Consider the following 14,652-nt stretch of genomic DNA (forward strand, 5'->3'; position numbering starts at 1 on the left):
CCGACAGGGCCGCGCCTGCCTGTGGGCAGGCTCAGTAGTCGCGCTCGAAATAGATCCCCAGCGTGCTTTCCCCTTCGCTGTCGACCGATCCCCGCGCCCGCAGCGTTTCCGAGATATCGAGGTTCAGGTTCAGTTCGGTCTTGCCGCTGTCGCCGACCGAAATGTCGGTATAGATGTTGTCGGTCAGGTATTTCCCGGCCCGCACCTCGACATTTCCCTCATCGTCCGTCTGCAGGTCCAGATCGTCCAGCCCGACCTGATTTCGCAGCCGGCTCACGATGCCTTCGCCGCCACGACCGGCCAGAACGGCCAGGGCATTGGCCAGCTGCGCCGCCTGAAGCGGGCTGATATTGTCGAGGCCGCGTCCGAACAGAAGCTGCGACAGAACCTCTTCCTCGGGCAGTTCCGGCGAGGATTCAAAGCTGATATCGGGATCGCGCGCCTCGCCATCGACGATGATCCGCGTGGTGATGCCATCCTGCGAGGTCGCCGCCACGAGGCGGATCACCGGGATCATGCTGCCCTGCAGTTCGACCAGACCCTCGGACAGTTCGAACCGCTTGCCCAGCAGATCGACCCGGCCCCGGATCAGCTGCAGATGGCCGATCGGGACGGCATCCCGGGTCGTGCCGCGAACCTGCAGGCTGCCGCCCATCTCGGCATCGACGCCGCGGCCGCGGATGAACACCTGGTTTGGGGCGTTGATGACCAGATCCAGCCGTGGCGGATTGGCGGGCGGGGTTGCCGCCGGCCCGGCCATGCCGGCATCGCGCGAGGCGGCGCTGAGATATTCCTCAAGCCCCGCCTTGGCGCGGGTCGCGCGCACCGGGCGGGTATCCCCGACATGCTTGATGTCGGGAATCGCCTTGGCACCGCCCAGCCCGGTCGAGGGGATGCGAAGTTCGGTCTCACCCAGATCGACGCGGCCGGCGATCAGCGGACCATCCGCAAAGCTGCCCGAGAAACGCACATCGGCATTGATGACCGTCTGATAAAGGTTCGGGTCGCGCGCCACGACACCGTCCAGTTGCACGTCCAGATCGGCACTGCCGGCGCCCAGATCGACCGGCCCGACGATCAGGATGCGCCCGCCCGCCCCGACATTGGCGGCGCCGTCGATCGCGATCCGGCCGTTCTGGAACCCGGCCGTCACGTTCATCTGTTCCAGTCGCAACCCCAGCCCGGGCTCGGCCAGTTCCCCGCCCTCGAGGACCAGGCTACCGCCAAGCGCCTGCAGCGACGGAGCCCCGGAGAGGCGCAGATCCAGACGCAGCGGCCCCTCGATATTGCGGGTGCGGATGAACCCATTGGCCAGCGAGGCATTGCTGGTGCCGGTGATCGACAGGTCGGTCGTGGAAAAATCCCGTGCCGCCGAGCCGGAAATCCGGACATCGGTCGTGCCCGGCGCGGTCGCACCCAGATCGACGATGATGCTGGACCCGCTTTCACGGATGGTGCCGCGGACCTCTACCGGGCCCGGCAGCTGCGGCTGGATCAGGGCCAGATCGACAAGCCGGGCATCCACGTTCAACCCCGCCGCGCTGTCGCCGCTGGCATCGACCTGAAGCTGCGGGTTGCGCAGATCAAGACGTTGCAGGGATATTCCGTCAGGCGATTGCGTCGCGGCAATGTCAAAGCTGGTCTGGCCCCGCAACAGCGGATCGACGCGGGGCTGTCCCAGCGACAGGCCGCTGGCGCTGCCGGTCGCGGTGATCCGGCGACGGCTGCCTTCCTCGGTCACCCGGGCATCGCTGGTCAGCGAACCGCTGATGCCATTGCCCAGAAAGCGCAGGTCGCCCGCGTTCAGACGGGCGCTGAGATCGGTCTGCCCGCCGCCGACCCTGCCGGTGGCCGCCGCGTTCAGGCGCGCATTCTCGACCTGCGCCTGTTCGATCTGGAACACGCCCTCGCGTTCGGTCCCCGACACGGCCAGCCGGGTTTCGCCGGCCAGCGCGCCATCGACCTGGGCCTGCCCGAAGGCAAGGTCATGCCCGGTTCCCGTCAGATCCAGGCGGCGCACGCCGTCACCGGCCTCGCGGAAGCTGCCGTCGATATCCAGGGATCCGCGCCAGCCAGCGCCCAGCGATGCCAGCGACCGCGCATCGATCTGTGCCGTCACATCGGTGACGCCCTCGCCATAGACACCGGCGGCCGTCGCGCTGATCTGTTCATTCACCAGCCGGACATCGCGCAGCGTCACCACGCCGCCCTTTTCCTCGGCCAGAACCTTCAGCGTGGTGCTGCCGGTCAGGGCGCCATCGACATTCTGCTGGCCCAGGCTCAGATCCTGGCCGGTGCCGTCCAGATCGATGAAGCGGGTGCCGTCCTCCTCGCTGAGTCTGGCCCGGGCCGCGAGATCGCCCGACCAGCCCGCCTTCAGCGCGCTCAGGTCGGTGATCTCGAAATCCGCCACCGCGTCCAGCGCCCCCGGGGCGAAGCTGCCCTCGGCCTCGGCCCGCAATTGCGGGTTCGACAACTGGAAGGTCTCGACCTGATAGCCGCCCTCCGCCTCGCCCGCGACCAGCGCCAGACTGGTGCGCCCCTGCAAGGCGCCGTCCAGCGCCTCGATGCCGATCCGCAGATCGCTGGCCTCGCCGCTGACCGACAGGCGGCGCTGACCCGTGGCGCCGCTCAGCTTGGCCTCGGCCTCAAGCCCGCCCGAGAAATCCGGGTCCGCCGCCTGCAGCGACGGCATCGAGATCTGCGCGGTCACATCGCTGGACAGGCTGTTCAGATAGCCCTGCGCCTCAGCCGTCAGGCCCTGCGCATTCACCGTCAGTTCTTCCAGCTCGATGCCGGTTTCGTCGCGCCGCGCCCGCAGCGCGATGCGGGACTCGCCGCTCAGCATCCGGTCAAGCTGGTCCTGATCCAGCGAGATATCGGTGCCGCGTATCTGCGCATCAAGATCGAAGCTGCGATTGAGGACACGGTAATAGCCGGTCATCGCCGCGTCCGCGCGACCCGAGACCGGACGCCCCGCCAAAGTCGAGACGCGGGCCAGATCCTGATATTGCGCGTCGATATCGGCCGAGACGAGGAAACCGCCCGACAGGCCGGTGACAAGGAAATAGCCCGACAGGCCGTAATCGGCGCCGTTCACCGTCAGGTCCGAGATCTCGACGGCCTGACCGGGCGAGAACTGGAACTGCGCCCGGCCCGTGACCTCCTCGCCCACGGCCTGCGCCACGCCCGGATCGTCGAAAGCCAGTTGCCGGCCGCCGAAATCGATCCCGCCGGTCACCGTGGACAGCGCGCTGCCATTCAGCACCACCTCGCCCGCGCCGTCCAGCGTCAGCGCACCGATCAGCAGATCGCCCTGATCCAGTTGGCCGATGCGCCCGGTCAGCGTCCAGCCCTGCCCCTGCGCCGCATCATATTGCAGATCCAGCAGGCCGGCCTCGACGGTGGTGCTGCCCGCGCCGAAGGGCAAGGTGACCGGAAGCTGTGTCGCGCCGGCATCGCGGCCCAGTGCGATCCGCAACTCGGCGCTTTCCGGGGCGTTCTGCGCGTTCAGCGCCAGCGCCCCGGTCACCGACAGCGCCTCGGTGTCAAGGTCCAGTTCGGGAATGTCCAGCCGTCCGTCCTCGCCGCGCCAGCCATTGGCCGCCAGCCGGGTTTCCGTGCCGAAAAAGGCGCGGTTCTCGGGCGGCAGCAGCGCCGCGACATCGCCGCCAAGATCGACCCGGAAGGCCGTCCCCGCCGAGCCGTCCGGCCCCGGCGCCCCATTGGCGCCGACCTGACCGGTCACGCGGGGCTGGCCGTCGGTCGCCAGCCGGATATCGGCGGTGAACTCGGTGATCACGCCCTCGCCGCTGATCTGGGCGTTGACCGAAGGCCGGCCATAGAGATCGACCATATTGACCAGCAGGCCATCGGCGGCCTCGTCAAGGCCGAGGTTGATCCGCAACGCCTTGGTTTCATTTGAATAGCCCGCGTCCAGAACAAACTCTCCGCGGGGTCCGTCGAGACGGTCGATGGTCAGCTGCGCCGCACCCTCGCCATCGGCAAGGCTCATGCTGCCCTGCATCGAGATCGCGGCGGCCATGCCGATCACCGGCTCGCCGATCTCGACCCGCTGCACATCGATCTTCTCGATCTCCAGCGAGACCGGCAGATCCGGCAGCGCGAATTCGGTGGCTTCCGCCTTTGGTGCGTCTTCGCCGCCGCCCGACAGACGGGGAAGAAGGACGCGCGCCGCCGACAGTTCATCGATATCGACGCGCCCGCGCAGCAGCGCCGCGCGATGCCACTGGATGGCGCCATCCTCCAGCGTCAGCCAGGTGCCGTCGGCATCGGCTATGGTGATCTGGCGGAAGGTCGCGCGCGAGGACAGCGCGCCGTCGAAGCCCTGAATGCTGACCTGACGGCCATCGCCGGAAAGGTTGCGCTCCAAGAGCCGGGTCAGAAAGCCGCGATCATCCTCGACCTCCTCGGACAGTTCGGCCGCGCTTTGCGCCAGAACGATGAGCGGAAACAGGATCGCGGCGAGGATCAGCCATGTCTTGCGCATCAGAATGCCTGCCCCAGTCCCAGATAGACCTGAATACCGTCATCGGTGGCACCGCCACCCACCGGCGCCGCAATGTCGAAGCGCAGCGGCCCGATCGGGGTCTTGTACCTGACCCCTGCCCCTGCGCCTGCCTGCCAGCCATCGCTGCCCGACCAGGCGTCGCCGGCCCAGACCCTGCCGTAATCCGCGAATGCCACCACGCCGATCTTCTCGCGCAGCTGGTAACGCAATTCGGCGCTGGCATTCACCAGACTCATGCCGCCGGTCTCGATGGGACCGTCGCGCCCCATGATCGCATTGACGCCAAGCGACTGATAGGCTTGGCCGCGCACGCTGCCGCCGCCACCCGAATAGAACAGGTATTCGCGCGGAGTGTTCTGGATTTCGGCGCCGAGGATGGTTCCCAGACGCGCCCGGCCCGCCAGGGTGAACCTGTCCTCCTCGCCCAGGGAATAATAGGCGCGCCCCTCGCCCAGCAGCCTTGTGCCGGAATCGGTGCCGTTGAAGCCCTTGTAGGGCATGGCTTCCCCTTGCAGATAGAAGCCCCGCTTGGCATCCGTCGGCTCGTCGCGCTTGTCCCAGGTGACCTCGGCCGGGAAGGCCAGAACGCGGAAATCCGTGTACTCGTCCTGATCGTTGACGCGCGAGACCTGATACTGCATCGCGATATCGACGGTCAGCTCGTCCCCGACGATGTGATTGAAGCCGAGGGCAAGGCTGGCGCTGTCGGAATCGTAATCCTCCTCGCGCAGCCTGCCCAGCTTGGCCTCGAGATAGGCGGTGGTATCCGCGGTGATCGTCGCCGGGCGATCAAGGCGGAAGGTCAGTTCCTCGTCGCGGTCGCTGGTGTCCGAGCCGATATCGGTGGCCTCGCCCTCGATCCGCAGCCTTTCGCCGCCGCCCAAGAGGTTGCGATGCATCCAGTAGGCCGAGATGGTCAGGCCGTCATTGTTCGACAGCTCGAAGCCGCCGCCGATGCTGCGCTGCTTCTGCTCGACCACGGTCAGGTTGACATCCATGCTGTTGTCCGGCCCAAGCTGGTCGGCCTCTTCCAGCGTGATGGCCGAGAACACGCCGCTGCGGCGCAGGCGCTTGCGCACATCCTCGATCTCTTCGGGATCGAAAGGCTCGCCCTCGGGCAGGCCCGCGATCTTGTGCAGCCGGCGCGGCTTCATCCGCTCGTAACCCGTCATGTTCAGCTTGCCGAAGGTCACCGCCGGGCCGGGGGCAAGCACGATCTGGCTGTCGACGCTGTTCTGATTGTGATCGGCGACGATTTCCTGCCCGCTGACATCGGCCTTGGCATGGCTGGCATCGCGCCAGCCTTCGACGGCCGCGACGGCCGCGGCCTTGATGGTCCCGGTGCCGGCGGTCTCTCCGACCGCGTATTCGCGCGGCATCTCGCTGTCGGGCGCCAGCGGACCGATGGCCGCGCGCGAAAACTGGAACGTCGGCCCCGGATCGACCGCGATCACAACCCTGGCAACCGTCGCCGGTGCATCAAGGGGGGCGATCTCGGCCGCCTCGACCCCGTCCAGCGTGATGTAGATCAGCGCCGAATAATGTCCCTGATCGTAAAGCGCGCCAAGGATGCGCGCATAATCTGCGCGGGCTGCGGCAAGGATGTCCTGTCCGGTCACCCGCCCTTCGGCCAGCGCCGCCACGACCTGCGAGGTATTGCGGACCATGCGCTCAAGATCGTCCTCATCGCCGGTGACGCGCAGGTCCAGCGCAACCGGGCCTTCGGTCTCGCGACTGCCAAACCAGCCCGAGAAGGGCGATGAAGACTGCCCCAGCGCCATGCCAGCAAAGCCAAGGGCCGTGGACAGAAGCAATCCCGCCCGCAGATATCTGTTCATCCTTCCTGCCCTGTCATTCTTGATTGCCGGCAGTATGAGCAGGACCCGCCGTTGAATCCAGCAATTCAGCCGTCTGACCCCTTCCATGACACGGTTCTGTTGCGCCTGAGTGACCCTTTCCCGCGCTGAACACGCCCGGATATGCCCATTTTCGCGCGCGAAGCGCGGGTTTCGCATTCGGCCCTTGCCCGGGATTTCGGGCGGCCTAAGATCGATGCAAACCCGCCCGCCCGACGGGCACAGCAAACCCGCGACGACCGAAGGAGGCCAGCATGACGCTTGATCTGACGCAGAACGATATCTCAAGGGTGGTCGCCGCCGACCGTGAGCATGTCTGGCACCATCTGAGCCAGCACAAGCAATACGAGACCGTGGATCCGCGGGTCTTCGTCGAGGGCAAGGGCATGCGGCTGTGGGACGCCACCGGCAAGGAATACCTTGACGCCGTCTCGGGCGGGGTCTGGACGGTGAATGTCGGCTACGGGCGCGAAAGCATCGCCGATGCCGTGCGCGACCAGCTGGTGCGGCTGAACTACTATGCCGGCGCGGCCGGCACCGTTCCGGGCGCGGTCTTCGCGCAGCGGCTGATCGAGAAGATGCCGGGGATGAGCCGGGTCTATTACTCGAATTCCGGGTCCGAGGCGAACGAGAAGGCCTACAAGATGGTCCGCCAGATCGCCGCGCGCCATCACGGCGGCCGCAAGTGGAAGATCCTCTATCGTGACCGCGATTATCACGGCACCACCCTTGGCACGCTGGCATCCTCGGGCCAGGATCAGCGGGCGATGCAATACGGCCCCTATCCCGACGGTTTCGTCCGCGTGCCGCATTGCCTTGAATACCGCAAGCAATGGGATGTCGAGAATTATGGCCAGCGCGCCGCCGATGCCATCGAAGAGGTGATCCTGCGCGAAGGCCCCGACACGGTGGGCGCCATCGTGCTGGAGCCGGTGACCGCCGGCGGCGGCGTCATCACGCCCCCCGAGGGGTATTGGCCGCGCGTGCAGGAGATCTGCCGAAAATATAACATCCTCTTGCATATCGACGAGGTGGTCTGCGGTCTGGGGCGCACCGGCACCTGGTTCGGCTATCAGCAATACGGGATCGAGCCGGATTTCGTCACCATGGCCAAGGGCGTGGCCTCGGGCTATGCGGCGATTTCCTGCACCGTCACCACCGAGCGCGTCTTCGAGATGTTCAAGGACGCGCCCGAGGACGGCATGAGCTATTTCCGCGATATCTCGACCTTCGGCGGCTGCACCGCCGGCCCGGTCGCCGCGCTGGAGAACATGCGCATCATCGAGGACGAGGGCCTGCTGGAAAACACCCGGCTGATGGGCGAGCGTTGCATGGCGGGCCTCCGCGGCCTGATGGAGAAGCACGCGGTGATTGGCGATGTGCGCGGCAAGGGGCTGTTCTGCGGGGCGGAACTGGTCGCGGATCGCACCAGCAAGGAGCCGCTGGACGAAAAGCGGGTGCAGGCGATCGTCGCGGACTGTCTGGCGCAGGGCGTCATCATCGGCGCCACCAACCGCTCGATGCCGGGACAGAACAACACGCTGTATCTGTCGCCGGCGCTGATCGCCACGGCCGAGGATATCGACCGGATCATCGGCGCCATCGACGCCGCGTTGGGGCGCGTGATGGGCTGACAAGGGCAGGGTGGTCGCACCGGCGATTGCCGGGCGCGGCCCTCGGTGCCGCCGCCCGACGCTGCAAGAGAATGTGAACCGGGCACGGTTGCCGCTGGCCACCCCGGACCACAGATCGGTATCATCCGCCGCGAATCGAACAAACGGTCCCCGCATTGCATTTCCGCCGACCCCGGATCACACCTGCTGTCATCGGCGCCGGCCGCGCCGGAAGGGTGGCCGTGTGACCCCGCGGCCCCGGCATCCGCGCCCCGGCGGCAGTGCGCTGATCCTCAGGGCGGCCCTGCCAGTCGTTCTGGTTCTGGCACTGCTCGCCTCGCTCTGGCCGCAGATGACCGGACACCGCGGCGACGACGACCCCGCCATGCAGACGGTGATGGCGATGGCAATGGCCGGGCATGCCGGCCCCTCGGACATGATGCCCGCCAAGTCCGGTCTGGCGGCTCCGGACAGGCTCGACCTCACCTTATGCAAGATGCATTGCATCGATCCGCCGGTCGTGCAGACGCCCGCCATCGTCGCGGGCACGGGTCTGCGCCCGGCGCGGCTGCCGCGCCCGGGCAATCTGCTTGATCCGCCCTCGCGCGCCGGATTGCCGGCGCGTCGCCCTCCGCGGGCCCAGGTCTGAGCCCCGTCCCGCCTGACGCGGGACACCGTCCTCAGACCTGACCTTCCGGAGTGAACAGATGATGACTTTCTCTCGCCGCGGCTTTCTGGCCGCCTCTGCCGCCGCATCCGCCTCGCTGATGCTTCCCGCCCGCGTCCGCGCCCAGTCCCCGGCCCTCACGCTCAGCGCCACGACCCGCACGATCGAGGTGCAGGGCCGCGCCGCCACGATCATGGGGCTGGTCAATGCCCGGGGCGGCAACGGGCTGACGCTTGATCCGGGGCAGCGCATGCAGGTCGATCTGACCAATGCGCTGGACCGCGACACCATCATCCACTGGCACGGCCAGATCCCGCCCAATTCACAGGACGGGGTGCCCAACACCAACCCGATGCTGACCCCGGGCGAAACCCGAAGCTATGATTTCGCCACCCGGCCGGGCACGTTCTGGATGCACAGCCACATCCCGGTGCAGGAGGTCGGGCTTCTGGCCGCACCGCTGATCGTGCGCAGCGAGGCCGATCTTGCCGCCGACCGGCAGGAAGTGGTTCTGTTCCTGCACGATTTCTCGTTCAAGACGCCCGAGGAGGTGCTGACAGAAACGATCGGCGGCGAGGAGCATGCCGCCATGAGCGGCGGCGGCGATGCCATGGCCGGAATGGACCACGGCGCCATGGCCGGGGCAGGCGGCATGCAGCCTATGGGCGGCATGGGCGCCATGGCGATGGATCTGAACGATTTCGATTTCGACGCCTATCTGGCCAATGACCGCACCCTCGACGATCCTGAGGTCGTGACGGTCGAGCGCAATGGCCGTGTGCTGCTGCGCGCCATCAACGGCTCGGCCATGACCGCCTACCTGATCGATCTGGGCGGCCAGCGCGGGCGGCTTGTGGCCGTGGACGGCGACCCGTGCCAGCCCCTTGCCGGCACCCGCTTCGGCTTTGCCCCGGGCCAGCGGCTGGATATCGAGATCGACATGCCGGCAGACGGCAGCGCGCTGCCGGTGCTGGCGCTGCGCGAGGGTGCGCGCGAGCGGACCGGCATCATCCTGGCCCCACCGGGCGCATCGGTGCCGCGCATCCCGGGTATGTCCGAAACCGAGCATCCGGCCTTCTCGGCCGATCTGTCGCAGGAGGCGGCGCTGCGGGCAGCAACTCCGCTGCCCGAACGCAGGGCGGACCGGCTGCATCAGGTGATGCTTGGCGGGTCGATGTCGCCCTATGTCTGGACGATCGATGGCCGGGTCTGGGGGGATCAGCTGCCGATCCAAGTCCGCAGTGGCGAGCGGGTCGAAATGACCCTCCACAACATGTCGATGATGGCGCATCCGATGCATCTGCACGGACATGTGTTCCAGGTGGTGGGTCTGGGAATGGAGCGGATCGCCGGCGCCCTGCGCGACACCGTTCATGTGCCGTCGATGAGCATGGTCACCATCGCCTTCGACGCGGGCGAGGTCGCACCCTGGATGCTGCATTGCCACCATATGGGGCATCTCGAAACCGGCATGATGACCGAACTTGACGTGACCGCATAGAGGGACAACAGTATCGGGGCCCCGCAGCAGGCGGGGCCCCGTTTGGTGTCACGGCCGTTCGTTACCAGTTGAAATCGTCGGCATCCAGCTGGCCCAGTCGCGTGTCCTCGATCACCAGCCGGTCGTTGCCGGCATGGATGACCACATCGCTGCCCGACTGGCGGGCGGCGCCACGGACATCCGCCCAGCTATCGAAACGCGCATAGTGCGACAAGTTGATCACATCGTCATCCTGGTCGAAATCGGTGATCCGATCGACGCCGCCATTGAAGACGAACACATCCGCGCCCTCGCCGCCGGTCATCGTGTCGGCACCCGCGCCGCCGTTCAGGGTGTCGTTGCCCTCGCCGCCGACCAGCCGGTCGTGGCCGGCCTGACCGAACATGCGGTCGTCGCCCTCGCCGCCCAGGATCACGTCGTTGGCGCCCCCCGCATACACGACATCGTTGCCATCCCCGGCGTCGATCCGGTCGCGGCCTGCGCCGCTGATCGAGTGGTCGTTGCCCGAGCCCAGGATGATGTCGTTATTGCCATGCCCCGCCCGGACGACATCGTTGCCCTCGCCGGCGCGGATCCGGTCATGGCCGCCCAGGGTTTCGATGAAGTCGTTGCCCGAGCCGCCGAAGACGAGGTTGTTGCCCGGACCGGCATAGATGCGGTCGTTGCCCTCGCCGCCGTCCACGGTGTCGTTGCCGCCATAGCTGCGGATGATATCGTCGCCCGAGCGGCCCCAGATCTTGTCGATGAACTGGGTGCCGTTCAGGCGGTTGTCGTCGTCGTTGCCATAGATATTGGCCATTGTCTTTCTCCGTCAGGTCTGTTTCGCCGGCATGGTCCCGTGACGGCGATGCCGTCCGCCACGCTCCGGCTGCCGGTAAGGCCGAAGCGGAATCCGGTGCGGGCCAGACACAGGTCTTCCCGCCAGATGCAAGCCGACCGACATGCCTCGGAAGCCGAGTGCCTGTCCGGGGCCCCGCTGCATGATCGGGGCGGTCAGCGTCGTTTCAGTGTTCCTTCTTGCGTCGTCTGCATGGCTTACGCATGACGGCGCGCATCTATTCCGCCCGGTCCTGAAAAAATTCGACGACGACCAAATTTTCTTGCCGGTTCCTGCGGCGGGCAGCCAATGGCAAAGCGCAGCCCGACCGGCTGGTCGTGCTGCGCAAGGGTTTGGACGTGAAGGACAGTATCTTCGCCCGCGCGGGGCTATTTCCGAAGCACGGCTTCCTCTTCCTCAAGGGACAGGGGCCCCTGGGCGCCGATCGCCGCCAGCGCCTCGTCAATGGACCCTTCCCCCGATGCCGGCCGGTATTCGCCGCCATCCGCCTTGGTCACGGCGGCAAAGCGCTGCTGCCACGCGCCGTCATCGCGGCAGGCAAGGACAACCCGCACCAGGTCACCGCCCGATGTCTCGTATTCGCGGCAGAGCGCGCCATCCCCGTCGCGGAACGAGGCGATCATCGCCAGTTCTTCCCCCGACTCGAGCCGTCGGACCTCACCCGAGGGCAGGCCGTCCAGTGCGGCCAGTTCCGCCGGCGCAAACCCGTCCGGGGCACGGCCCGACCATTGCCACCAGCCAAGGCCCAGGACCGCCACCGCAAGCGAGGCCGCAAGCGCGACCCAGGGCGGCCGGTTGAGATTGGCCGGCGGGGGCAGGGCGGGCGCCTCGGGCGTGACCGCCCCGCGGATCATCGCGGCCAGCGGATCCTCGCCCTCGGGTGCCAGGCGCAGCCCGGCAAGCAGGCGGCGGGTTTCCTCGAAACGATGGAGCCGGGCCTGCAGCGCGGGATCCCGCGCGACCAGCCGGCGCAACTCGTCCGCCCGCGCCGGGTCAAGTTCGCCATCGGCAAGTGCCATCAGGGTTTCGTCATCGATCTGCATGGGCCCATCCCCGCTGCCCTGTTCATCTCCGGACTACGCGCCGTCTGTCATTCTATTCCCAATTTTTCTGAAAGCGCGAGCCTTGCCCGCGACAGGCGGCTCATGACCGTTCCGACCGGGATCTCCAGCACCCGGGCGGTTTCGGCATAGCTCATCTCCTCGACGCAGACGAGGTGCAGGATCTCGCGCTGGCCCTCGGGCAGTTCCGCCATCGCGACCCTGACCGAATCCAGCATCAGCCGGGCCTCGAGCCCCGGCCCGGGATCGGTGGGCAGGGCTTCGGGCATCTCGTGAATATCGACCTGCGTTCCGGCCGTCTTGCGGCGGCGGGTCTGGTCGATGAAGGCATTGCGCATGATGCGGAACAGCCATGGCTCGAACCGCTGGTCCGGGTCATAGCTGCCGGCCCCGGCGATGGCACGCTCGACCGTGATCTGCACCAGATCGTCGGCCTGATCCGGCCGCCGCGTCAGCGACAGGGCGAACCGGCGCAGATTCGGCAGCAGCGCGATAAGCGCCTCGCTGAACGCCGCATCCATGACACCTCCGAACCTGCAGAATTGACCTCGGCGCGGAATAATAGAGGTTGTCTGACGTAGAATGTCCAGAAACCCCCGGAGCCGAGGTCACCATGCCACACCGCATTCTTCTGTTTCTGGCCGTCATGCTGGCGGTCCTGTCGGCAGATTTCCGCCCGGATGCGCGGATCGGGACCGGATCGGCGGCATGGGCCGACGATCATGACGACGGCGACGACGATGATGATGATGATGATGATGATGATGATGATGATCGGCGCGCCCCGCCCCGGCGACAAGCCGCACCCCTGCCGCAGCGCGCCCCGGACGAGATCATCGCACGCGGCCTGTCGCCCGAGGATCGCGCCTTCCTTCTGGCCGAGGGGTTCCAGATCCTCGGCCAGCGCGCGCTGACCACGGGCGGCGCGATCCTGCGGATACGCAAGCCGCGCGACATGACATTGCCGGCGGCACGCGATCTTGTGCGCGGCCTTGGTGCCCCCGGCGGCGCGGATTTCAACCATTACTATCGCCCCGGAAATGCTGAGGCCTGTACGGGCGGGTTCTGTCCGGCACGGCAGATGATCGCCTGGCCCGGCAATACCTCGGGCTGCGGCGCGGCACCGCGTCTCGGCATGGTCGATACCGGGCTGAACGCGGACCACGCGGTGCTGAAGGATGCCCGGGTCAAGGTTCACCGCATCGCGCCGGACAAGGGGGTGGCAAGCTCGGATCTGCTGCATGGCACGGCGGTTGCCGCGCTGCTGGTCGGCAAGGCGGACAGCCGCACGCCGGGCCTGATGCCCGAGGCCGAACTGATCGCGGTGGATGCGTTCTACAAGCGCGGTGGCGACGAAAGGGCCGATGCCTTCGCCCTGATCGAGGCGCTGGACTATCTTGCCGGGCAGGGCGTCGACATCATCAACCTGTCGCTGGCCGGGCCGCATAATCAGGCGCTGGCGCAACAGATCCGCCGCCTGAACGGCCGCGGCATCGTCATGGTCGCGGCGGCGGGCAATGGCGGCCCGGCCGCGAAGCCCGCGTTTCCGGCAGCCTATCCGCAGGTCATCGCGGTCACCGCGGTCGACCGGCAATCGCGCGTCTATCGCCGCGCCGGGCGGGGCACCCATATCGATCTTGCGGCACCCGGGGTCGAGGTCTGGACGGCGGCCTCGATCAGCGGCGGCCGGACCAAGACCGGCACCTCCTTCGCCGCGCCCTTCGTGACCGCGGCCGCGGCACTGCTGCTGCAGGCCGAGCCCGATCTGAGCCCGTCGGAACTGCGCGACCGCCTGCACCGCTCGGCCCGCGATCTGGGCAAGGCGGGACCGGACGAGGTCTTCGGTCATGGTCTGGTCCGTCCGGCCAATCCCTGCGGAGTCCCGCGGGGCAACTGACCACCGGACCTTCTGGCGCCGGGTCAGATGAACGGGCGCGTCACGGCGTCAGAACATCGGATCCAGCGCGAAAGGGTCGCTGACCGCGGAACGCCGGGTCGTGATGGCCCGGCCAGGCCCGGACAGGGTGGCGATCTGCTGCGCCAGCTGCGCGATCGCCTGTGACAGCGCCGCGGCGATGGCCGAGGGCTGGTCGCTGGCCAGCGGCACCGAAATGTCGAAGCTGCGGGCGTGGTTGGCGCCGCCGCTGCCTTCGTCCGCGACGAAATAGCGCCCGGTCAGCCGATAGGTCCCGTCGGCCTGGGCCAGCGCCTTTTCGACCCGCACTTCCAGCACCCGCTGCGGCGGCTCGGCCAGGGGCCAGGGCTCACCGATCACCGTCGCGCCCGAAACCTCGGAGATCGCCCGGGCGAGGGCCAGCGTGAAGGCCCGCTGCGGACCATCGGCCCAGAGATTGTCTGGGGTCGACCGCACTGCCCCGTCCGCCGTTTGCCACATCACCTCCTGATCCGCGGCATATTCCGGCAGCGACACGTCCCGCAGTTCCACGGTTCCCAGCCGGTCCGGCACCCGCGCCGCGACCGCCGGCGGGTCGATCAGGAACCGCCCGGTCTTTTCGGGGTTCGAGCAGGCCGCCAGCGTCAGTGCGCCAAGGATCACTGCGGCAGGAACACGGATCGTCATCATC

General features: G+C 67.5%; 10 protein-coding genes. 4 read left to right on the top strand and 6 right to left on the bottom strand.

Annotated elements, in window-relative coordinates:
- Positions 1 to 31: 31 nt before the first annotated feature.
- Entirely contained in the window at positions 32 to 4,510 is a 4,479-nt protein-coding gene (locus KNW02_RS02790) for a translocation/assembly module TamB domain-containing protein (RefSeq protein ID WP_216031742.1), read from the bottom strand.
- Complete coding sequence (locus tag KNW02_RS02795) at positions 4,510 to 6,369, bottom strand: autotransporter assembly complex protein TamA (RefSeq protein WP_216031743.1); 1,860 nt, start codon at positions 6,367 to 6,369, stop codon at positions 4,510 to 4,512. The genes KNW02_RS02790 and KNW02_RS02795 overlap by 1 nt, the downstream gene beginning before the upstream one ends.
- A 272-nt stretch (positions 6,370 to 6,641) precedes the next feature.
- Between KNW02_RS02795 and tpa the strand changes: the two genes are divergently transcribed.
- From tpa to KNW02_RS02810, 3 genes are all read left to right on the top strand, one after another.
- A complete protein-coding gene (gene tpa, locus KNW02_RS02800) occupies positions 6,642 to 8,021 on the top strand; it encodes a hypotaurine--pyruvate aminotransferase Tpa (protein ID WP_216031744.1) in 1,380 nt (459 codons plus the stop codon).
- Between the two features lie 223 nt (positions 8,022 to 8,244).
- Positions 8,245 to 8,649 (top strand): hypothetical protein, encoded by a 405-nt coding sequence (locus KNW02_RS02805; RefSeq protein WP_216031745.1) that lies wholly within the window; start codon positions 8,245 to 8,247, stop codon positions 8,647 to 8,649.
- Between the two features lie 58 nt (positions 8,650 to 8,707).
- On the top strand, positions 8,708 to 10,168 hold the full coding sequence (locus KNW02_RS02810) for a multicopper oxidase family protein (protein WP_216031746.1): 1,461 nt from the start codon (positions 8,708 to 8,710) through the stop codon (positions 10,166 to 10,168).
- 61 nt (positions 10,169 to 10,229) lie between these two features.
- On the opposite strand, the gene KNW02_RS02815 is transcribed toward KNW02_RS02810, so the two are convergent.
- The 3 genes from KNW02_RS02815 to KNW02_RS02825 form a co-directional block, all read right to left on the bottom strand.
- Positions 10,230 to 10,967 carry a calcium-binding protein gene (locus tag KNW02_RS02815; RefSeq protein ID WP_216031747.1) on the bottom strand — a complete coding sequence of 246 codons (738 nt, stop codon included), beginning with the start codon at positions 10,965 to 10,967 and terminating at the stop codon, positions 10,230 to 10,232.
- 407 nt (positions 10,968 to 11,374) lie between these two features.
- Positions 11,375 to 12,049: an anti-sigma factor family protein gene (locus KNW02_RS02820; RefSeq protein WP_216031748.1), complete on the bottom strand. Its 675-nt coding sequence runs from the start codon at positions 12,047 to 12,049 to the stop codon at positions 11,375 to 11,377.
- A 47-nt stretch (positions 12,050 to 12,096) separates the two neighbouring features.
- Positions 12,097 to 12,588: an RNA polymerase sigma factor gene (locus tag KNW02_RS02825; protein ID WP_216031749.1), complete on the bottom strand. Its 492-nt coding sequence runs from the start codon at positions 12,586 to 12,588 to the stop codon at positions 12,097 to 12,099.
- Between the two features lie 92 nt (positions 12,589 to 12,680).
- On the opposite strand from KNW02_RS02825, the gene KNW02_RS02830 reads away from it, so the two are divergent.
- The gene (locus tag KNW02_RS02830) at positions 12,681 to 13,964 is read left to right on the top strand and encodes a S8 family serine peptidase (RefSeq protein ID WP_216031750.1); all 1,284 of its coding nucleotides are present in this window, start codon (positions 12,681 to 12,683) and stop codon (positions 13,962 to 13,964) included.
- A 48-nt stretch (positions 13,965 to 14,012) separates the two neighbouring features.
- On the opposite strand, the gene KNW02_RS02835 is transcribed toward KNW02_RS02830, so the two are convergent.
- Positions 14,013 to 14,651, bottom strand: coding sequence for a PqiC family protein (locus KNW02_RS02835; RefSeq protein ID WP_252733399.1), 639 nt, complete (start codon positions 14,649 to 14,651; stop codon positions 14,013 to 14,015).
- Between the last annotated feature and the right edge of the window lies 1 nt (position 14,652).

The sequence above is a fragment of the Paracoccus marinaquae genome (assembly GCF_018860165.1).
GTDB lineage: Bacteria > Pseudomonadota > Alphaproteobacteria > Rhodobacterales > Rhodobacteraceae > Paracoccus > Paracoccus marinaquae.

Excerpts from the sequence above, each read along its gene's own strand:
- KNW02_RS02790 (WP_216031742.1), bottom strand. The coding sequence starts at position 4,510 with ATGCGCAAGACATGGCTGATCCTCGCCGCGATCCTGTTTCCGCTCATC.
- KNW02_RS02795 (WP_216031743.1), bottom strand. The coding sequence starts at position 6,369 with ATGAACAGATATCTGCGGGCGGGATTGCTTCTGTCCACGGCCCTTGGC.
- tpa (WP_216031744.1), top strand. The coding sequence starts at position 6,642 with ATGACGCTTGATCTGACGCAGAACGATATCTCAAGGGTGGTCGCCGCC.
- KNW02_RS02810 (WP_216031746.1), top strand. The coding sequence starts at position 8,708 with ATGATGACTTTCTCTCGCCGCGGCTTTCTGGCCGCCTCTGCCGCCGCA.
- KNW02_RS02815 (WP_216031747.1), bottom strand. The coding sequence starts at position 10,967 with ATGGCCAATATCTATGGCAACGACGACGACAACCGCCTGAACGGCACC.
- KNW02_RS02820 (WP_216031748.1), bottom strand. The coding sequence starts at position 12,049 with ATGCAGATCGATGACGAAACCCTGATGGCACTTGCCGATGGCGAACTT.
- KNW02_RS02825 (WP_216031749.1), bottom strand. The coding sequence starts at position 12,588 with ATGGATGCGGCGTTCAGCGAGGCGCTTATCGCGCTGCTGCCGAATCTG.
- KNW02_RS02830 (WP_216031750.1), top strand. The coding sequence starts at position 12,681 with ATGCCACACCGCATTCTTCTGTTTCTGGCCGTCATGCTGGCGGTCCTG.
- KNW02_RS02835 (WP_252733399.1), bottom strand. The coding sequence starts at position 14,651 with ATGATGACGATCCGTGTTCCTGCCGCAGTGATCCTTGGCGCACTGACG.